We start from the raw sequence: 19039 nt of genomic DNA on the forward strand, positions 1-19039 counted from the left end.
AGTTACACATAAGTAATACAAGCTTTCATAAGGTAAATATGTGATGATTTATAAGTGGAGGCAGATATGAATTATTTGAGACGGTTTGTTATTGTAGGGATTTTTTCTGTTGTCCTGTTTCTCATTTACTTATTTATTGGTGTGTCGGCCACATATGCAAGTGAAGGTGAATATATTTGGCCGGTACATGGGGAATTAAGTGACACATTTGGTACAAGAGATGGAACACATTACGGAATTGATATAGCTGTAGAGAAGGGTACAAAAGTATACGCTGTAAAAAGAGGTGAGATAGTAAAATCCTATTTATCATCTTCTTACGGCAATGTCATTATTGTTGCGCATGCAGATAATGAGGAAACGTTGTATGCACACTTAGATAAAAGGTTAAAAGATGAAGGAGATTCGGTTAAACAAGGGGACGTGATCGGAACAATAGGCACTACTGGCCATTCCACGGGACCACACTTGCATTTTGAGTTGCACGAAAATGAATGGAGAGAAGATAAAAAATTTGCAGAAGATCCTTTAACGGTCTTAAATACTGCTTCGTTAAAGGAAGGATATTCGACGGAAGTGAGGTCACGTGATACCAATAGAAAGGAGAGATCAAGTGGAAAAAAGTATAAAGTTCAATCTGGTGATACTCTTTGGGAAATAGCAAAACAATACGGTACTTCTGTTGAAGTTTTGATGCAGTCAAATAAACTTAATGATTCTGTTATTCACACAGGACAATTATTAATCCTGCCTTAAACGTTCGCAGCAAAAAATATGATAAAATGTTAGAAGCATAAAATAAAGGAAGATAAATCGATGAATTATCAGACAAACCAAGCCATTTATATTGACACGTCCTTTTTGATTTGGCTTAACAAACAGAGTGGCGGGCACCAGGAAGAATGGATGCTTGACGGATTTTTGTTTGTGTTAAAAAAATTATCACTACATCAGCAAATTAGGCTGGATCGGGATGGACACCTTCACCGGCGGTTTTGGAAAGGAATGGAACAAGTTTTTCAAAGACAGTTATTAACGAAAAGTAAAAAACCAAAAGATGTGTTTTATTATCAATTTATTGAGATGATCGCTGTCAAAGAGGGATGGATAGAAAAAGGCAGCCATTACGCGTCTATTACATCCCACGGACGTGAGTTTTTAGATTTGCCAAGACGAATGCAATGGAATCATATTCTTAGATACATATGGCCCGAAAAATAAAGAATCCCTATGTTCAAATGCATAGGGATTCTTTATTATTTATACCTCAATTTTGTCTGCGTGTTTAATTTCGTCAATAGATGTTAAGTCAGCCAGTACCTCTTCATTCGCTTCTTTATCAACAGCAAGCATCATAATAGCGTCTCCGCCTTCTTCTTTACGGCCTACTTGCATTGTCGCGATATTCACTTGATGTTTTCCAAGAAGCTGTCCCATTTTACCGATTACCCCAGGTTTATCCGTATGTTTAATATAAATTAAATGACCTGTTGGATAAAAGTCGACATTAAAATCATTAATTCGAACAATTCTTGGTCCATATTCTTTTACATACGTTCCATGAATTGTAAATGTCCGGTTTTCACCTTGTACTGTAGCTTGAACTAAATTTGAGTAGCCAAGAGCATTCGTCTGATGTTTTTCTCCGTAAGTAATTCCTCGCTCTTTAGCAATTAAAGATGCATTTACATCGTTTACCGGAGCATCAATACGGCTCTGTAAAAAGCCTGCAATCAAGGAGCGGGTAAGTACGGATGTCTCTAATTCTGTTACTTCACCGCTATAATGTACATCAATATCTTGTACTGGTCCTTTCATGCTTTGAGATAAGATATGCCCCATTTTTTTTGAAAGCTCATAATAAGGCTGAAGGGTTTCAAATTTCTCTTTAGACATAGCTGGAAGATTTATGGAATTTAATGCCGGCATACCTTTTAAAAACTGCAGTACTTCTTCAGAAACTTGAGCGGCAACGTTTAATTGAGCTTCTTTTGTAGATGCAGCAATGTGTGGTGTAGAGATTACCTGGTCAAAATTCAACAGCTCATTGTGTTGGGCAGGCTCTTCTTCAAACACATCGAGGGCTGCTCCAGCAACATGGCCATTTTCAAGATAGTGTTTTAAAGCTTCCTCATCAATGATCCCGCCGCGCGCGCAGTTAATGAGAAATACACCTTTCTTTGTTTTATTGATGTTCTCCATGCCAAGTAAACCTTTTGTGTCTTTTGTCAGCGGTGTGTGAACTGTAATAATGTCAGCTTCAGTAAATAATTCTTCAAGCTCAGCGAGGCGGACACCAGATTTTTCAGCTCGTTCTTTGGTTAGAAATGGATCATATACTACTGTAGACATATCAAAGCCGCGTGCACGCTTTGCAAGTTCGGAACCAATCCGTCCAAAACCAACAATACCGAGAGTTTTTCCACGAAGTTCTGTTCCTTGAAAAGCCTTTCTGTTCCATTCTCCGCCTTTAATGGATGCATTAGCTTGGGGTACTTTTCTTGCTAGGGAAATAATCATAGCAAACGTATGCTCAGCTGTGGAGATTGTATTTCCATCTGGAGCGTTAATTACTACGATACCGCGCTTTGTTGCAGCCTCAATATCAATATTGTCAACTCCAACCCCTGCACGTGCAATAATTTTTAAACGGTCCATTTTGTCCATTAACTCAGCTGTTACGGTTGTACCGCTTCTTATGAGGAGCGCGTCATACTCTTCAAGATCGTTTGTTTCATCTACATTCTGCTGTACACATTGCATGTTCTCATTTTTTAGTAACGGTGCAAGACCTTCTTCGCTCATGGGATCAGATACGAGAACCCGATAAGTCCCATTGATGGTTTTCTCTTCTGCTTTCTCTGCTACTGGCTGTTGAATCATCTAACTCTCCACTCCTTTTTTGTATCTAAAATATGTAAACCAAGTTCCGCCACTTCACTTTTTTATCTAAGTGTGTGTATGGGTCCTGGTTTATTCGCTTTGTTATTGAAAGCGCTGTAATGTAAAAAAACTTCCACCCACACGAATATTTTCGTGAGGGGCGGAAGTTTCCGCGGTACCACCCTCATTTTCAGAATTAAGCATTCTGACTCTTAGGGAGCTCCTGCTCCAATATAACGGGTCATCCGTCCGCTTCTACTTTACTGTTCGAAGCAGCTGCTAAGAAGTGCTATCAGAAATGGATCATACCGGTTCCCAGCTATGCCGGCTCTCTGAAATGATAAACATTTCTTCATTCTTCCTCATTGCATTATCTATATACTTGTTCACTCTTGAAAGACAACTATCTATCGATTACTTACTTAGTTGTTTGCAATTTATCATATGTTAATGTAAATGTCAATTCTATTTATAGTAGAAAGACATATCATTGCAATGAGTGTACTAATCAAAAAGGGGGACCGCAATGATTTCTTATAAAGTAAAAAAAGGAGATACTTTAGCAAAAGTTGCTTACAATAATAAAGTAAGGATAACAGATCTGCTTTTTTTTAATAGAGACATTTTATCAGAAATGGACTATATCACCCCAAACACTTATCTTCAAATACCCGAACCTGGGCCTGTCTCTCATATAATGGAAAAATCCGCTTGTTTGTTTGAATATGGCTTTCGAGAACTTGAAAAAGATAGAGAAGTCTTAGCGGAAAGTTTTCTTTCAGAAAAAATCGGTACGTCTAGACTGGGAAAACCGATATGGTTGTTTAAAGCGGGACAGGGGAAAAAGAAAATTTTTTTCTCGGGGACATGGCATGGGAATGAATGGCTGAACACTTGGCTGTTAATGGAGTTTCTAAAAGTTTTGCAAAAAAAAATGAAAAATAAAGAACAGTGGCACGGAATAGATATAAATGTGTTGTTAGATCAAACAAGTATTTACATTGTCCCATTAGTAAATCCAGATGGAGCCGAGTTAGTACAAGAAGGCCTTACCGAACAACACCAGTACTATAATGAAATATACGAAATAAATCAAGGATTTAATGTTTTTCATCATTGGTCTGCAAATGCTCTTGGTGTCGATTTAAATCACCAATGGCCAGCTGGCTGGAAAGAAGAAGCAGCTTCGAGTCCAAAATGTCCATTTCCACGGCATTACGGTGGAGAAGCTCCTTTGACCGAACCAGAAGCAAGAGCGATTTACGAACTCACAATGAAAGAAGAATTTTCCTGCGTTCTGGCCTTTCATTCCCAAGGGGAAGAAATATATTGGGGATATCGGGAGAAGGAACCGTCGATAAGTTTCGAACTAGCAGAAAGGCTGGCAGGAGCAAGTTCTTTCAAAGCTGTTCAAACGGCAGATAGCAAAGCAGGGTATAAAGACTGGTTCATAAAAGAATTTAAACGTCCGGGATTTACGATTGAGACAGGAGTAGGACAAAACCCGCTTCCTTTAAAATCCTCTGTAAGAATTTGGATAACTTCGATACCTCTTATTTTAGAAAGTCTTACTTTTCCAGATTTTTCATAAAGAAAACGGACCCAATCAGACGGGTCCGTTTTCTTTATCATTTTATTTTTTATATCGTTCAAGGCAAGCATCGGTAAGTTCAGCTGCAGCTTGGGCATCTTCCCAGCTTCCGATTTCAGTCTTTTTGTTTTCTAAATCTTTATATGTTTTAAAGAAGTGAGCAATTTCCTCGAGTTTATGAGAAGGAACATCATTGATAGAATGAACATCTTTAAATCTTGGATCTTCAGTAGGTACAGCAAGCAGCTTTTGGTCTTCTTCCCCGTCATCAATCATATTTAGGTATCCGATAACACGTGCATCGATCACGCATCCTGGGAAAGTTGGGTTGGTAACAAGTACTAAAATGTCTAATGGATCACCATCAAGCGCAAGTGTTTCATCAATGTAGCCGTACTCTGCTGGATAAAACATGGAAGAAAAAAGGACACGGTCTAGTTTGTAAACCCCTTTTTCTTTATCAAATTCATACTTGTTTTGACTGCCAGTCGGAATTTCAATAATAGCTTCTACTACTTTATTTTCTGCAGCCATACGTTTCGCCTCCTTTATTATGTATAACAACACGGTTAAAATTATAGCAGGAAACAGCACAGATTAAAATCTAACAAAAGAAAAAGTAAGTAATATTGTATTGGACCAAGTCCAAATAGTGATATGCTTTGCTCCTTCAGCAACGATTACACTTCTTAATATAAAAAAACACCGGGAGATACCGGCGTTTTCAATTCTATTCATATTTTAATGCATCACCATCAAATGGCTGATCTGCAATTTTAATAGAATCTGTTGGGCAGCCCTCAAAGCCGTCCATCATGTCTTCTTCGAGTTCTTCTGGAACTTCGACCGTTCCTGTGTTATCGTCAAGGATCACTTCCGCGAGTCCTTCATCATCATAATCATAAATATCGGGTGCCGCAGCCCCGCATGCTCCGCAGGCGATGCATGTATCTTTATCTACGATAGTATATTTTGGCATGAAAAAACCTCCTGAAGAATCATTTAATCTCCAAAAACAGTGATAAAGGCCTCACATAAATCGACTATTTAACACTGTAAGGAAAATATAAAATGTTATTAATAAACAATATTAGAGAAACCACGGCCATTCGCTGTATAGACTCGGCGGCAAGCCGAGATTTTCTAAGGACATTTCCTAAACCGAGTTTCTTTAATGTCTATTTCATATTGTATGCTTTCGTGATAAACTTTTCAACAGAAAAACAGTAAATTCGAGCCTGATCCCAGAATGAAAACGCTGTTATTTCAAGTTCTTTGATAGATTCCTACTATTAATTTGGAGGCTGGGATTATTGAAAAACCTCTCCTTCCGCCATTTCCTTTTCCTTTATTTACTAAGTCGTTTTAAAGGTGATCGTACAATAAAATCTGTTTTTCACCTCTTAAATGGAAAACGGTCTTCACAAACAATACAAGATATTAAATGGTATGGTTTGACAGAATTTTTTTCGATGCTTCCAACTTGGAAAGTTTCTGTTTTTGAACAAGAGACTAAGTGGATGGAAAATCACTTGTTTACAATTAATAGTGATAATAAAGCACATGTGACGAAAAAAGGTAATATAGTTGTTGAAAATTATTTTAATAATTACGACTGGCCGCCGCAAATGAATGGATGGAAATATGGACATACTGCTGCTATTTTCTGGAAAAGGCTGGCTTTACTCGTCCAGTGTTTGTCATTTTCATTAGAAGGAAACCGTTCGTATGTGCCTGTTTTTGATGACCGTGATATTCAGCAGTGGCTAAAACAAAGGTGGCCGCGAAACAGAACGGCCAAAAAAGAGATGGCTTTTCATCTATATAATGAATTATTTATTTTGTTAGACAGACTCCCTGAAAAAGATGCTTTTTTGTTTACGCACAGACTTTCAGGGCATCAACATACGGGAAAAACGATACAGCAGTTAGCAAGTTTAATGAATCAGGATCCTGATGAAAGTTACTTCCGCTTTCAATCTACCCTTCATTATTTGTTAGCAAATGCACATCAAACAACCTACATAAAGGACACAGCAGGTGGGCTGCTTCAAAAGCATGTTTTAACAGACACCGCCAAAAAAACAAACATGTATTTACAAAAAGGTTTAACCATACAAGAAATAGCAGCAATAAGAGGATTGAAAAGCAGTACGATCGAGGATCATATTGTAGAACTGGCATCAGAAGGAGCTGACTTTACAATAGACTGCTATGTCTCTACCCATTTGCAAAGATATATTACAGATACCGTTCAACGGTTACGTACATTTCGCTTGAAGTTAATTAAAGAAGCACTAGAATATGAAAATATTCATGCAGACTACTTTTCAATACGAGTGACTTTAGCTTATTTTGGAGGAATCCATGAAAATGCTTGATCATTATTTATATAAATATTTTGGTTACAAGTCATTTAAAGAAAACCAGCAAGAAATTATTGAGGAAGTAATGGCCAAAAGAAACGTGTTTGCAATGCTGGCTACTGGTTCGGGTAAATCCCTTTGTTATCAACTTCCTGCCTTAATTAATGAAGGGTTGACGATAGTGATTTCGCCGCTATTGGCTTTGATGGAAAATCAAGTGCAGGAATTGAAACAAAAAGGAATAAAACGTGCAGCTGCCTATAATAGTTTTTTATCATTTAAGGAAAAAAAATATATATTAAACAATTTGTCTTCCTATAAAATCCTTTACATATCACCTGAGAGCATTCAACAACAGGATGTATTGTTTCAACTTGCTAAACAAAACATTTCTTTGTTTGCTGTAGATGAAGCTCATTGTATTTCACAATGGGGGCATGAATTTCGAACGGATTATTTGAAATTAAGCAATGTACGCGACGCATTAGGAGCCCCTCCTTGTTTGGCTTTAACAGCTTCGGCAGCTCCAGAAGTAAAAAATGATATTCTAGAGCAATTACAACTAAAGGAACCTGTCATTTTCTGTGATTCTATTGATCGTAAAAATATCTCTATAGAAGTTGTGCCAGCTAGTAATGAAGAGGAGAAGAAAAAAGCATTACTTGATTTCTTAAACGTACTTCCTATGCCTGGAATGGTGTACGTATCAAGCAGAGAAAAAGCTGAGAAGTTATCCATTATGATAAAAGAGGAAACTGCTCTCACTGCCTTTTCGTATCATGGAGGGATGACACAAGAAGATCGAAATTTAATACAGCAGCAATTTTTAGCAGGAGAAACGAATGTTATATGCTGCACGAATGCATTTGGTATGGGAATAAACAAACCAGATATTCGGTTTGTACTCCATTACCACTATCCAAAAGACTTAGAATCATATATTCAAGAAATAGGCAGAGCAGGAAGGGATGGATTTCGAAGCACTGCGATACTTTTAAGGTCCGATGAAGACAAAATTTTTCCCCGCCGATTAATTGAAAATGAGTTCCCTGCCGAAAAACTAATTAATGAAGTAAGTATTGAATTGGAAAAAAACGAACAGCCAGAGTGTTCTGAACGATTTTTGATAGAAAGATATGGATTTGAAGAAACTCATGCTCGTTTTTTTACTCATTATTGGAATGAATGGCACAAACACTCATACAAGCTGAACGAAGTGAAAGAATACATTTTAAAAATTATTGATAAAAGAAAGAGATGGAAATTTACAAAACTGAAGCAAATGGAAGAATGGATATGGAATGATGACACATGCAGAAGAAAAAGGTTATTGGAATATTTTGGGGAGAGACAGCTGACAAAGCCGGAACAATGCTGTGGAATATGTGGAGCGGCTCCGTTAAAAAAGGAAAGACATATAAACAAATCATTTCAAAACATGACTTGGAAAGACCGCCTGGCTTCCTTGTTTCATCAGTGCAGTTAAGCACTTAAAAGGGAGCTTGAAACCTGAAGATGTGTTAAAATGATAAAACAAGCCTTTTCTATCGTACAAAAAGGGTGATGGTAATGACGAATTCTAGCCGTCAAGGAGACCAGGCTGAAAGTCTTCGCAAACGAACACATCAAAATAAGATAAGTGAAGATAGATCCATTGACGTTAATTCACTTCCTCCAAGAAGTGAAGCGCATAAGAAGAGAAAGAAAGTTATGCTTAAATATCCGATGATACGTTTTTTGCTTATTTTATTTATCCTTATCGTACTGATTGCTGTATTCGTTTCAATTCAAATAGGTTCGAATGTATAAAAAATGTTATGAAGTGACCTGCTCTAGTTGTCTCTGACCTATAAAAATAAAATCCTGTCTGTCAAAACATGAACCAGCTACGCAAATAATGTGATGGGAATATCTTTCAATTTGTCCAAATGCAATGGTTGACTCTGAATGAGTACAAAAGACTTCTACAGGGATACCCAGCCGGAAGTTGTAGTCAACATCTTTGTCAGTTATAAGCGAGCGGCACGTCAATTTGTTTAATAACATTGGTTCCGCCTCCTGTTTAAATGAAAGGTTATGTACAGTATAACGCAACTTGTTAGAATTTTCAAATAAATATAAAAGTTAACCCCTCTGCGAGAGAGGACTTCAGCTAGTACACATGGGAACGTTTACCGATACAAAAACTGTTTTTTCATCGTCACACTATGTAATGTAAGTTGAGCTTCTTCTGTTAAAGGAGAAGAAAGCAGCAGTCCAATAAAGCAAACAATCACTCCAACCCCCATTAATACAAAGGGCACAACCAAACTTTTTTTCTTTAACAATAAAAAAAGCAAAAGAAAGAATCCTCCTCCAAATAAACCAGCACCAATTAAGAATATGGTTAAGTCCACTCTTTACTGCCTCCTTCTTCATGTTTTCCTTATTATTATAATTCAGTCTAAAAGCTATTTTCCATCATGAATGTAAAAAAATTACGAAAACGTTCTTAATAATACGGATCTATTATGTAACAGATTAAGGTTGTTTCATTGATTTAAGTAACGATATACGTGTATGTTGTTGGCCGGATTTAACAAAAAGTGCAATGTAATAAGGTTTGGTCATGGAAGTTACTAGGCATTTGTCTCCAATTTAACCTTTTTATAATAAAGAATAATTAGGCAAAAAATGTTCTAAAACAAGTTGACAAAAATAAAACTGTTATAATACAATGAATGTAAGAAAAGATCGAAAGGGGAACTTGTTAAATGAAAAAAATTACTGAATTTTTCAGAAATCTGCCGCCAAAACATTGTTCGGATTGTGGAGAAGTGATGGAAGAAATGCATGAGTCCTATATGAATCAATGCGATAAATGTTTGAGAAACACCGATATATAAAAACCTGATATTCATTATATGATAGAACGGGCAACCGTTCTTTTTTTTGTACTTTTAAAGAGTTTAAGATTCCATTTTATTAACCAATACTCTTATGCTATTATTTTAGCTGCTGATAATATGAAGAAGTGAAAATAAAGATTGGGTAGGCGATTAGAAAATGAAATGGTTTAAGGTGTTGTTTTATCTTTTATCCTTGTGGGTTTTACTGATGTTTATTGAAGGAAAGCGAACGAGAATACGAAACGAAAATCTATACTTAACTCACTTACCTAAAAGTTTCTGGGAGAGAAATATTTTTTTTATCTCAGACATACATTTCCGCTCTATTCCCAATCGGTTAATAAACAAGGTGAAAAATAAAGCAGAACTCGTTATTATTGGCGGGGACATTATGGAAGAAAATGTTCCTTTAGAGAGAGTACGAAAAAACATTAGAAAACTAAGTGAAATTGGCCAAGTTCTGTTTGTTTGGGGAAACAATGATGCAGAAACGAAAGAATGTTTACAGGTTTTACTTGAAGAAGAAAAGGTTATTACTTTAGAAAACAGTATTTTCAACTGGCAAATAAATAATGAAGAATTAAAAATTGCCGGTTTATTGGATAAGGAACAAAGATTAAACGAAGCAGTGTTAACTGATAAAAAAGAAAAAGGAATTCCTATATTAGCTGTACATGATCCAGCAGTATTAAATCAATTGTCAAATCCATCTGTATTTGAAGCTGTTTTAAGTGGACACACACACGGAGGACAAATACGATTAGGGCGTATAGGCCTGCGTGAGAAAGGCGGCTGGAAAAGTCGCCGAGGTGTTAAGCTGTTGATAAGTAATGGATATGGGACGACTTCGTTACCTCTCCGCTGGGGAGCTCCAGCCGAATCGCACCTTATCACTTTGAAGGCAAAAGCCTAATATATCTTCACCCCTCCTTGCCGACATGAATATAGTATAGCAAGTTTCGCAAGTAAAGACGGGAACAATGGCAAATTCAGGAGGACACAAAATGGAGATATATACATGGCCTGGAGATCGTTTGAAAGTTCATCTTAGCCAGCAAGAGCTTTCCCAATACGGAATCGATCCATACAATGGCTTAGTTAACAATGATCGTGCCGAATTGTTTTTTTCCTCCCTTCTTTGGATGGTTTCCAACCACTTCAATATCGACCAAAATGCACAAGTTGACGCAGAAATCAACGAAGGAGAAGAAGGTACTATTTATCTTATTATCAGTTTTTTTGATGAAGAGGGCAGTAAAATGAACGTATTAAACGAAACAAAAAAAAGTGATTTTATGGTCTTGTTTCGTTTTTCGCGTAAAGAAGATCTATTTGCTTTAGCAGAACGTGCCGCACATCATAATATAAAAGGCGGTATGTTAATCGAATGGCCCCCGTATTATTATCTTTATTTTACTTTCTATCAATCAAAACAGCCTGTTCTTCTTATACCGTTACTCGAAGAATACGGAGAAAAGGCATATGTAGATCCAGTCATTGTAAGAAAAAAAGGAAAAATACTAAAAACGAAATCGGCTCTTCAATCTTTGGCCTCTAGTAAATTATAATTTTACGTTTCCAATATTTGAGTGGAAATAATGGCAGTAATTCTTTATAGTAGTAATTAATTAGGTACCGTAAAAAGGCAGACATCAAGCAAATGTTTCAGAGGTGAGAAGTGATGGAGGAACATGAGAAAAAAGATCATGAACATCCTAAGAATGAGCAGCTTGAAAATATGAATGTACTTGATTCTACCCAAACAGTTATTAAAAATGCTTTAGATAAATTAGGTTATCCTGAAGAAGTATTTGAACTAATGAAAGAACCGATGCGATTATTGACCGTTCGCATTCCTATACGAATGGACGATGGTTCTACTAAAGTTTTTACAGGCTACCGGGCTCAGCATAATGATGCAGTTGGACCAACCAAAGGCGGTGTCCGGTTTCATCCGGATGTTACAGAACAAGAAGTAAAAGCACTTTCTATTTGGATGTCATTAAAAGCAGGCATTGTTGACCTTCCTTACGGAGGTGGAAAAGGCGGCATTATTTGCGATCCAAGGAAAATGTCGTTTCATGAATTAGAACGATTGAGCCGTGGATATGTACGTGCTATAAGTCAGGTAGTAGGCCCGACTAAAGATATTCCTGCTCCTGATGTTTTTACAAATTCTCAGATTATGGCATGGATGCTTGATGAATACAGCAGAATTCGCGAGTTTGATTCACCGGGTTTTATTACCGGAAAGCCCATTGTTCTTGGAGGATCTCACGGCAGGGAATCTGCCACAGCAAAAGGCGTTACGATCTGTATCAGAGAAGCTGCAAAGAAAAAAGGGTTAAATATAAAAGATGCAAGAATAGCTGTTCAAGGCTTTGGTAACGCAGGAAGTTTCTTAGCTAAATTTATGCACGATGCTGGAGCGAAAGTTGTTGGAATTGCAGATGCTCACGGGGCTTTATATGACGAGGATGGACTTGATATTGATTATTTACTAGATAGAAGGGATTCCTTTGGAACGGTAACAAACCTTTTTAAGGACCGGCTCTCTAACCAGGAGCTGCTTGAAGTAGAGTGTGATATTCTAGTGCCCGCTGCGATTGAGAACCAAATCACCGAAAAGAATGCTCAAAACATAAAAGCTGGAATAGTAGTAGAAGCTGCAAATGGACCAACGACATTAAAAGCCACAAAAATATTAGCGGACAGAGGAGTTTTATTAGTACCAGATGTGCTTGCAAGTTCAGGTGGCGTTACGGTTTCTTATTTTGAATGGGTCCAAAATAACCAAGGATATTATTGGACAGAAGAGGAAGTAGAAACAAAACTGGAACAAGTTATGGTTCAAGCCTTTGAAAACATATATAAACTCTCTCATGGAAGAAGAATAGATATGCGGTTAGCAGCCTATATGATCGGTGTCCGTAAAATGGCCGAAGCTTCACGGTTTCGCGGCTGGATTTAACAAACATAAAAGGGTTAAAAAATATGCTCAGAGACTCGCCCATTATCCTGGCGAGTTTTCTTTCATTCAACCGAACAAAAGATAGAGAAATGGTTAAGGAGAGATACTTAATATGCAAGAAGAAGAGATTATCATTATCGGGGCTGGGCCTTGTGGACTAGCGACAGGAATTGCCTTGCAAAAAAAGGGGTATAATCCGCTGCTTATAGAAAAAGCAAATATCGTACATTCTATATACAGCTATCCGTCTCATCAAACGTTCTTTAGTTCTAGTGAAAAATTAGAGATAGGAGACATACCTTTTTCTTCCATTGAAAGGAAGCCAAAACGTCATGAAGCGCTTGTGTATTATCGGCAAGTAGCAAAGCGGCGTCAGCTGAGAATTCATTCGTATGAAAAAGTACAGAAAGTTCACAAATCAGCGGATGGATTTAATGTTTTAACGTTATCAAAAAATGGAAAAGAAAAAGTTTATCATTGCAATTATATAGTAGCTGCTACGGGGTACTATGATAATCCGAATATAATGGAAATAGAGGGAGAAGAGCTTCCTCATGTATTTCACTATTTTAAAGAAGCTCATCCTTTTTTTCAAAAAAAAGTGACAGTCATTGGAGGCAAAAACTCTGCCGTTGATGCTGCTCTTGCTTTAGAACAAGCAGGTGCAGAGGTCACCGTGTTGTATAGAGGCAAAGCATTTTCAGATGCAGTAAAGCCTTGGATTCTGCCTGATTTTTATTCGCTTGTAAGACAGAAAAAAGTGGACATGGTTTATGAAGCAGATGTAAAGAAAATAACGCCAACGTCTGTATATTATGTAAAAAAAGGCAAGGAACACTGTGTTGAGAGCGAATTTGTGTTTGCTATGACGGGTTATCATCCAGATCATTCATTTCTGCATAGTATGGGTGTTAAAACAAATTCTGATAGCGGACGTCCCATATTTAATAAAGATACAATGGAATCGAATGTACAGGGGCTTTATATTGCTGGTGTATTAGCAGCAGGTAATGATGCCAATGAAATATTTATTGAGAATGGTCGTTTTCATGGCGAATATATTGCAAATTCAATAGAAAACAAAATAAATAACGAATAAATCAAAACGTGAGCATGTAGTGAGGTGAGAGTATGAAAAGGGTGGTTTTAGTCGCTACAGGCGGTACAATTGCAAGTAAAACAAAAGAAGGTTCAGGTTTATTAGCTGCCGGTGAGCTGACAGGAGAAGAACTTGCTTCTATGTTTGATTTGCCAAACCATGTGGAAGTAATCATAGACTCTTTTATTCAAAAGCCAAGTATTCATTTAACATTTGATGATTGGCTGAATTTAAGGCAAAGAATTCAAGATTATTTAAATAACAATACGATTGACGGTGTAGTAGTCACACATGGAACAGATACATTGGAAGAAACAGCCTATTTCCTTGATATAACGATCAACAATAAAAAGCCAATTGTTATGACCGGTTCCCAAAGAGCTCCAGAAGCATTAGGTAGTGATGCTTACATAAATATCCGCTACGCGATTTTGTCTGCATGTGCTAATGATTTAAAGGGTTTAGGGACGGCCGTAGTATTTAATGAAAGAATTTTTTCAGCAAGGTACGTGAAAAAAGAACATGCTTCTAATATTCAAGGATTTAATTCGTTTGGTTATGGATATATAGGCATTATTGACAATGATAAAGTAATCCTTTACCAAAAGCCGATTAGAAGAGATTATTTAGAATTAGGAAATCATTTACCTAGAGTAGATATTGTAAAAGTACATTTAAATGCAGATGGCAGTCATATCGATGCCTCAGTAAATAGCGGTGCGAAAGGTATTGTGATAGAAGGCGTTGGGCGTGGGCAAGTTACTCCGAAAATGGTAAATAGTATAAAGAGCGCAATCGACAAAAACATTAAAGTTGTTCTTACCACAAGTGCCGAAGAAGGCCATGTCTATACGACTTATGATTATGAGGGAAGTGCTTATGATTTAGAGAAAATCGGGGTGGAATTAGGAGGAGATTTAGATTCTAAAAAGGCGAGGATTAAATTAGCTGTTTCATTATCTTTAAATAATGAAAAACGTAATCTCTAATTTAATGTTTAGTTTATATAATAAAGAATAAGAGTAACATAAGAAGAGAAAAGTGTATGGATATTCTTACCCGGAACCCTTATTTTCATCGATAAAATAGCGTGTTACGATAATATAATAAGAGGGGACGGGATGAAAGTGATTGCGCTTATTATTGCAGCTTTGGCACCTGCCATTGCTCTGCTAAGTTATTTTTATTTAAGGAATGAATATGAATCCAATATTCTTTTACAAGTAGTAAGAACTTTTATTATTGGCGCATTGCTTGTGTTCCCTATTTTGGTTCTGCAATATGCTTTAGAAGCAGAAGGTGTTTTGCGTACTGAATGGTTACATGCATTTCTAGGAGCAGCTGGATTAGAAGAGTTTTTTAAATGGTTTTTATTGTTTTTTACTATTTATAAATTTGTAACTTTCCATTCTCGCTATGAGGGAATTGTATATGGTGCATCGATTTCTTTAGGGTTTGCTTCGGCTGAAAATGTAATATATCTCATGGCGACTGGAATTGATTATGCAATCGGTAGAGCTCTCCTTCCAGTTTCCAGCCATGCTTTATTTGGAGTAGTAATGGGGTATTATATAGGATGTGCTCAAATTGCATCAACAAAGATAAAGAAAGTAATCTGGATGATACTCTCGCTTATTGTGCCTCTTGTTTTACATGGATTATATGATTTGATATTATTGACCGTCCATGAAAATGTACTAATTATCATTGTACCATTTATGTTTTTCTTATGGTGGTTCGCATTGTCGAGGTCAAAAAAAGCGAATGAAAAAATGGCATAAGAAAGGATGGAAGTTATGGCTGTTCAGACTCGTTATCGTGTAATTGTCCGCTGTCCGAAATGTGGTGAAAAATATATTCTTCGAGGAAGAAACAATGAAAAAGGTGAACTTGAAACAGGATTTAAACGATGCGTATGCGGTAATGAAACCAATCTTCACATTGATGCAACCCCGGAATAATTTGTTATTGCAATTATGCTTTTTATCGTGTACGGTTTTACTAACAACAATTACATTTTTATATTCTTATCGAGAGAGATGGAGGGATAGGCCCTATGAAATCTCAGCAACCAGCCACGCCGTGGTCAGGTGCTAAATCCGGCAGACGATATACCAACTCGTCTGAAAGATAAGATGAAGTGTACATGCCTTTATAAAGCAGGCCTTCTTCTTATCGAGAAGAAGGCTTTCCTATTAGAGAAAAAAGAATGACTGTAAAGCAAATACATAAAAATGAGGTGCATTAAAAATGAGCAGTAAACACCATATAGAAACAAACTTAGCACAAATCGGCAATAATCAGGATGAAAAAACAGGGGCAGTCAGTGCTCCCGTGTATTTTTCAACTGCTTATCGTCATGCTGGAATTGGACAATCCACTGGTTATGATTACTCTAGAACAGGCAATCCGACAAGAGAAATACTTGAAAATGCAATTGCTGCACTTGAAAATGGAAGAAAAGGATTTGCTTTAAGTTCTGGAATGGCAGCTATACAAACGCTCTTTGCTATTTTTGAAAGCGGAGATGAAATTCTGGCATCACAAGATTTGTACGGAGGTACTTACAGGCTTTTTGAAGAAGGCTGGAAAAATTGGGGAGTAACTATACAATATGGTGATCCGCGTAATGTAGAAAATTTTGAGAAGTTGATAAATGAGAAAACTCGTGCTTTGTTTATCGAAACACCAACGAACCCATTGATGCAAGAAGCTGATATTGACGCTCTTGCTGCACTCGCAAAAGACAATCAACTACTGCTTATCGTAGATAATACCTTTTACACTCCTGTTTTGCAGAAGCCTTTAGACATGGGAGCTGATATAGTTATCCATAGTGCTTCTAAATACTTAGGAGGTCACAATGACGTTATTGCTGGACTAATTGTTGCTAATGATGAAAATATTTGTGAACGTATAGGAGCTTTTCATAATGGGATGGGCACTATTTTATCACCGATGGATTCTTGGCTGCTTATGAGAGGGATGAAAACATTATCCCTTCGTATGGATAAACATACAAAAAATGCACAAGAAGTTGCAGACTTTCTAAATAAACATGACAAAATTGCAGATGTTCTTTATCCAGGTAAAGGTGGAATGTTATCTTTCCGTGTTCAAAATGAAGAATGGGTGGATACTCTTCTCCAGGAACTGAACTTAATAACATTTGCAGAAAGCCTTGGCGGTGTGGAAAGCTTCATGACCTATCCTGCAACCCAAACTCATGCGGATGTACCAAAAGAAGTAAGAATAGCAAATGGTGTATGCAATCGGCTGCTTCGTTTTTCTGTTGGTATTGAAAATGCTGAAGATTTAATTGCAGATTTAGACCAGGCTTTAGCTAAATTATAAGGGCGCTCTTAAAAAGAAAGGATGACAGAGTAGTGAAATTTCTTAATAAATTGCAGCAAAACATGCTTGTCGGTGACGGTGCTATGGGTACTTATTTATATGATAAAGGTATTACTGGTTGTTTTGAAATGTTGAACTTGAGTGATCCAAATAAAATTAAATCTGCTCATAAGGAATATGTGAAAGCAGGTTCTGATATCATTCAATCAAATACATATGCTGCAAACAAAATAAAACTTGAAAAATACGAGCTAAGTGAAAAAACAGAAGAAATAAATAAGGCGGGAATTCGCATTGCAAAAGAAGCTGCTGGTTCAGAAGCTTTTGTTTTTGGGACGATCGGCGGCATCAAAGGGGTACAGCAGCTCGATGTCAGCAGTGAAGATATACAAAATGCTTTTAAAGAACAAGCAGAAGCATTACTTTCAGAAAACCCTGACGGTTTAATGTTGGAAACCTTTTATGACTTAAAAGAAACAATAGATGCGGTACAATTAATTAGAACGTTGACGGATTTACCGGTAATTGCTCAAGTCGCATTAGGCGAAGTTGGGGTAATGCACGGAGGCACTCCAGTTAGTGAAGTCTTTCAAAAGCTTAAAGATGCGGGTGCTGACATAGTAGGGCTAAATTGCAGAATGGGCCCATATCACATATTGCGCTCATTAGAAACTGTCCCTTTAATGAAAGACACCTATTTTTCTGCATATCCGAATGCGAGCCTGCCTGATTTAGATGATGGTAGATTTGTGTATCAATCGAATCCGGACTACTTTTATGAGAGAGCACAAGATTTAAAACAACAAGGAGTAAGATTGATTGGAGGGTGCTGCGGAACTACTCCTGATCATATTGCAGAGGTAGCTCGTGCCGTAAAAGGGACGGCGCCCGTAAGAGAAAAAGTAACAGTAGAGGAAGCGTCGGCTGATCAGCCAGTATCTGCACAAGTGCCGTCCAACATCGTTCGTTTAAACGAAAAAAAGCAAAAACCTTCTGTAATAGTCGAATTGGACCCACCTAAAAAACTAGCAACTGAAAAGTTCATTCAAGGTGCTCAAGAATTATATAAGGCTGGAGCAGATGCTGTTACGATGGCTGATAATTCCTTGGCTACGCCTCGCATTGATAATTTAGCGATGGGAGCAATGGTTAAAAATAAAACGAGTGCAAGACCACTTCTTCATGTTGCGTGCCGTGATAGGAACTTAATAGGATTGCAATCTCATTTATTAGGTATACATGCACTTGGTATTCAAGATGTATTAGCGGTTACTGGTGACCCGACGAAAGTGGGTGACTTTCCTGGGGCAACCTCTGTATACGATGTTAATTCTTTTGATTTAATTTCTTTGATGAAGGAAATGAATGAAGGGCGTTCCTTCTCTGGTAAATCGTTAGGGGAAAAAACGTCGTTTACAGTAGCAGCCGCTTTTAATCCAAACGTAAGAAATCTGGAACGTGCCGTGAAAAGGCTGGAGAAAAAGATAGAAGCTGGTGCTGACTATTTTATGAGTCAGCCTGTATATGGAAAAGAGCAATTTAAAGAGATATATGATGCAACAAAGCATTTAACCGTTCCAATATATATAGGAATAATGCCTCTTGTTAGCAGTAGAAATGCAGAATTTCTCCATAATGAAGTACCAGGGATTAAATTAACAGATGAAACAAGGCAGAAAATGGCAGCGTGTGGAGAAGATAAACAAAAAGCTCAAAAAGAAGGAACAGCAATAGCAAAATCCCTTATTGATGAGGCCTTAAATTATTTTCATGGAGTATACCTCATCACCCCATTTTTGCGGTATGATATAACAGCAGAATTAACAGCGTATATAAGAGAATCGGCTTTACAGCGTTAGCAGCAGCTACATGAAGGAGTGGAAGACT

21 protein-coding genes, 1 riboswitch and 1 other annotated feature are annotated in these 19039 nt (G+C 37.2%); of the genes, 16 read left to right on the forward strand and 5 right to left on the reverse strand.

Annotation, left to right across the window (positions count from 1 at the left end; translation table 11 throughout):
- The first annotated feature begins 66 nt into the window (after window positions 1–66).
- Both FZF09_RS04060 and FZF09_RS04065 read left to right on the forward strand, forming a co-directional pair.
- The gene (locus tag FZF09_RS04060) at window positions 67–756 is read left to right on the forward strand and encodes a peptidoglycan DD-metalloendopeptidase family protein (protein WP_158735296.1); all 690 of its coding nucleotides are present in this window, start codon (window positions 67–69) and stop codon (window positions 754–756) included.
- Between the two features lie 60 nt (window positions 757–816).
- Complete coding sequence (locus FZF09_RS04065) at window positions 817–1221, forward strand: hypothetical protein (protein ID WP_158735297.1); 405 nt, start codon at window positions 817–819, stop codon at window positions 1219–1221.
- A 39-nt stretch (window positions 1222–1260) separates the two neighbouring features.
- On the opposite strand, the gene serA is transcribed toward FZF09_RS04065, so the two are convergent.
- Window positions 1261–2883: a phosphoglycerate dehydrogenase gene (gene serA / locus FZF09_RS04070; protein WP_158735298.1), complete on the reverse strand. Its 1623-nt coding sequence runs from the start codon at window positions 2881–2883 to the stop codon at window positions 1261–1263.
- Window positions 2884–3036: 153 nt separating this feature from the next.
- Window positions 3037–3258, reverse strand: a binding site (T-box leader).
- Window positions 3259–3409: 151 nt separating this feature from the next.
- Between serA and FZF09_RS04075 the strand changes: the two genes are divergently transcribed.
- A complete protein-coding gene (locus FZF09_RS04075; protein WP_233269391.1) occupies window positions 3410–4474 on the forward strand; it encodes a M14 family metallopeptidase in 1065 nt (354 codons plus the stop codon).
- A gap of 42 nt (window positions 4475–4516) precedes the next feature.
- Here the strand turns inward: FZF09_RS04075 and FZF09_RS04080 are convergent, their stop codons facing one another.
- A complete protein-coding gene (locus tag FZF09_RS04080; RefSeq protein ID WP_091579553.1) occupies window positions 4517–5008 on the reverse strand; it encodes an inorganic diphosphatase in 492 nt (163 codons plus the stop codon).
- Between the two features lie 196 nt (window positions 5009–5204).
- Complete coding sequence (locus tag FZF09_RS04085) at window positions 5205–5453, reverse strand: ferredoxin (protein ID WP_158735299.1); 249 nt, start codon at window positions 5451–5453, stop codon at window positions 5205–5207.
- A 334-nt stretch (window positions 5454–5787) separates the two neighbouring features.
- Between FZF09_RS04085 and FZF09_RS04090 the strand changes: the two genes are divergently transcribed.
- The 3 genes from FZF09_RS04090 to FZF09_RS04100 all read left to right on the forward strand — a co-directional run bounded on the left by FZF09_RS04090 (window position 5788) and on the right by FZF09_RS04100 (window position 8649).
- Window positions 5788–6855, forward strand: coding sequence for a YpbB family protein (locus FZF09_RS04090; protein ID WP_158735300.1), 1068 nt, complete (start codon window positions 5788–5790; stop codon window positions 6853–6855).
- On the forward strand, window positions 6842–8326 hold the full coding sequence (locus FZF09_RS04095) for a RecQ family ATP-dependent DNA helicase (RefSeq protein WP_158735301.1): 1485 nt from the start codon (window positions 6842–6844) through the stop codon (window positions 8324–8326). Before FZF09_RS04090 ends, FZF09_RS04095 begins: the two co-directional genes overlap by 14 nt.
- 83 nt (window positions 8327–8409) lie before the next feature.
- Window positions 8410–8649, forward strand: a complete 240-nt coding sequence (locus tag FZF09_RS04100; RefSeq protein WP_158735302.1) for a hypothetical protein — start codon at window positions 8410–8412, stop codon at window positions 8647–8649.
- Window positions 8650–8655: 6 nt separating this feature from the next.
- On the opposite strand, the gene FZF09_RS04105 is transcribed toward FZF09_RS04100, so the two are convergent.
- Window positions 8656–8886 (reverse strand): hypothetical protein, encoded by a 231-nt coding sequence (locus tag FZF09_RS04105; protein ID WP_158735303.1) that lies wholly within the window; start codon window positions 8884–8886, stop codon window positions 8656–8658.
- Between the two features lie 125 nt (window positions 8887–9011).
- Entirely contained in the window at window positions 9012–9236 is a 225-nt protein-coding gene (locus FZF09_RS04110; protein WP_158735304.1) for a hypothetical protein, read from the reverse strand.
- 357 nt (window positions 9237–9593) lie between these two features.
- On the opposite strand from FZF09_RS04110, the gene yhfH reads away from it, so the two are divergent.
- The 10 genes from yhfH (at window position 9594) to FZF09_RS04155 (ending at window position 19011) form a co-directional block, all read left to right on the forward strand.
- The gene (gene yhfH / locus FZF09_RS04115; protein ID WP_091579572.1) at window positions 9594–9725 is read left to right on the forward strand and encodes a protein YhfH; all 132 of its coding nucleotides are present in this window, start codon (window positions 9594–9596) and stop codon (window positions 9723–9725) included.
- A gap of 160 nt (window positions 9726–9885) precedes the next feature.
- Window positions 9886–10641, forward strand: coding sequence for a metallophosphoesterase (locus FZF09_RS04120; protein WP_158735305.1), 756 nt, complete (start codon window positions 9886–9888; stop codon window positions 10639–10641).
- 91 nt (window positions 10642–10732) lie between these two features.
- Window positions 10733–11296, forward strand: coding sequence for an adaptor protein MecA (locus FZF09_RS04125; RefSeq protein WP_158735306.1), 564 nt, complete (start codon window positions 10733–10735; stop codon window positions 11294–11296).
- Between the two features lie 170 nt (window positions 11297–11466).
- Entirely contained in the window at window positions 11467–12699 is a 1233-nt protein-coding gene (locus tag FZF09_RS04130) for a Glu/Leu/Phe/Val family dehydrogenase (protein WP_304503051.1), read from the forward strand.
- Window positions 12700–12811: 112 nt separating this feature from the next.
- Window positions 12812–13798 (forward strand): YpdA family putative bacillithiol disulfide reductase, encoded by a 987-nt coding sequence (locus FZF09_RS04135; protein ID WP_158735308.1) that lies wholly within the window; start codon window positions 12812–12814, stop codon window positions 13796–13798.
- Window positions 13799–13830: 32 nt separating this feature from the next.
- Window positions 13831–14787: an asparaginase gene (locus FZF09_RS04140; RefSeq protein WP_158735309.1), complete on the forward strand. Its 957-nt coding sequence runs from the start codon at window positions 13831–13833 to the stop codon at window positions 14785–14787.
- Window positions 14788–14919: 132 nt separating this feature from the next.
- Window positions 14920–15579, forward strand: a complete 660-nt coding sequence (prsW, locus tag FZF09_RS04145) for a glutamic-type intramembrane protease PrsW (RefSeq protein ID WP_370514420.1) — start codon at window positions 14920–14922, stop codon at window positions 15577–15579.
- A 15-nt stretch (window positions 15580–15594) separates the two neighbouring features.
- The gene (locus FZF09_RS22610) at window positions 15595–15759 is read left to right on the forward strand and encodes a hypothetical protein (protein ID WP_170031545.1); all 165 of its coding nucleotides are present in this window, start codon (window positions 15595–15597) and stop codon (window positions 15757–15759) included.
- 63 nt (window positions 15760–15822) lie between these two features.
- Window positions 15823–15935: riboswitch (SAM riboswitch) on the forward strand.
- Window positions 15936–16048: 113 nt separating this feature from the next.
- Window positions 16049–17152, forward strand: a complete 1104-nt coding sequence (locus FZF09_RS04150) for a methionine biosynthesis PLP-dependent protein (RefSeq protein ID WP_158735310.1) — start codon at window positions 16049–16051, stop codon at window positions 17150–17152.
- A 32-nt stretch (window positions 17153–17184) separates the two neighbouring features.
- Window positions 17185–19011: a bifunctional homocysteine S-methyltransferase/methylenetetrahydrofolate reductase gene (locus tag FZF09_RS04155; RefSeq protein ID WP_158735311.1), complete on the forward strand. Its 1827-nt coding sequence runs from the start codon at window positions 17185–17187 to the stop codon at window positions 19009–19011.
- Window positions 19012–19039 lie beyond the last annotated feature (28 nt).

The organism is Alteribacillus sp. YIM 98480, assembly GCF_009765375.1.
GTDB lineage: Bacteria > Bacillota > Bacilli > Bacillales > Marinococcaceae > Alteribacillus.

Bases quoted from the DNA above. Each gene is read 5' to 3' on its own strand.
- FZF09_RS04060 (WP_158735296.1), top strand. From the start codon at position 67: ATGAATTATTTGAGACGGTTTGTTATTGTAGGGATTTTTTCTGTTGTC.
- FZF09_RS04065 (WP_158735297.1), top strand. From the start codon at position 817: ATGAATTATCAGACAAACCAAGCCATTTATATTGACACGTCCTTTTTG.
- serA (WP_158735298.1), bottom strand. From the start codon at position 2,883: ATGATTCAACAGCCAGTAGCAGAGAAAGCAGAAGAGAAAACCATCAAT.
- FZF09_RS04075 (WP_233269391.1), top strand. From the start codon at position 3,410: ATGATTTCTTATAAAGTAAAAAAAGGAGATACTTTAGCAAAAGTTGCT.
- FZF09_RS04080 (WP_091579553.1), bottom strand. From the start codon at position 5,008: ATGGCTGCAGAAAATAAAGTAGTAGAAGCTATTATTGAAATTCCGACT.
- FZF09_RS04085 (WP_158735299.1), bottom strand. From the start codon at position 5,453: ATGCCAAAATATACTATCGTAGATAAAGATACATGCATCGCCTGCGGA.
- FZF09_RS04095 (WP_158735301.1), top strand. From the start codon at position 6,842: ATGAAAATGCTTGATCATTATTTATATAAATATTTTGGTTACAAGTCA.
- FZF09_RS04100 (WP_158735302.1), top strand. From the start codon at position 8,410: ATGACGAATTCTAGCCGTCAAGGAGACCAGGCTGAAAGTCTTCGCAAA.
- FZF09_RS04105 (WP_158735303.1), bottom strand. From the start codon at position 8,886: ATGTTATTAAACAAATTGACGTGCCGCTCGCTTATAACTGACAAAGAT.
- yhfH (WP_091579572.1), top strand. From the start codon at position 9,594: ATGAAAAAAATTACTGAATTTTTCAGAAATCTGCCGCCAAAACATTGT.
- FZF09_RS04120 (WP_158735305.1), top strand. From the start codon at position 9,886: ATGAAATGGTTTAAGGTGTTGTTTTATCTTTTATCCTTGTGGGTTTTA.
- FZF09_RS04125 (WP_158735306.1), top strand. From the start codon at position 10,733: ATGGAGATATATACATGGCCTGGAGATCGTTTGAAAGTTCATCTTAGC.
- FZF09_RS04130 (WP_304503051.1), top strand. From the start codon at position 11,467: ATGAATGTACTTGATTCTACCCAAACAGTTATTAAAAATGCTTTAGAT.
- FZF09_RS04135 (WP_158735308.1), top strand. From the start codon at position 12,812: ATGCAAGAAGAAGAGATTATCATTATCGGGGCTGGGCCTTGTGGACTA.
- FZF09_RS04140 (WP_158735309.1), top strand. From the start codon at position 13,831: ATGAAAAGGGTGGTTTTAGTCGCTACAGGCGGTACAATTGCAAGTAAA.
- prsW (WP_370514420.1), top strand. From the start codon at position 14,920: ATGAAAGTGATTGCGCTTATTATTGCAGCTTTGGCACCTGCCATTGCT.
- FZF09_RS22610 (WP_170031545.1), top strand. From the start codon at position 15,595: ATGGCTGTTCAGACTCGTTATCGTGTAATTGTCCGCTGTCCGAAATGT.
- FZF09_RS04150 (WP_158735310.1), top strand. From the start codon at position 16,049: ATGAGCAGTAAACACCATATAGAAACAAACTTAGCACAAATCGGCAAT.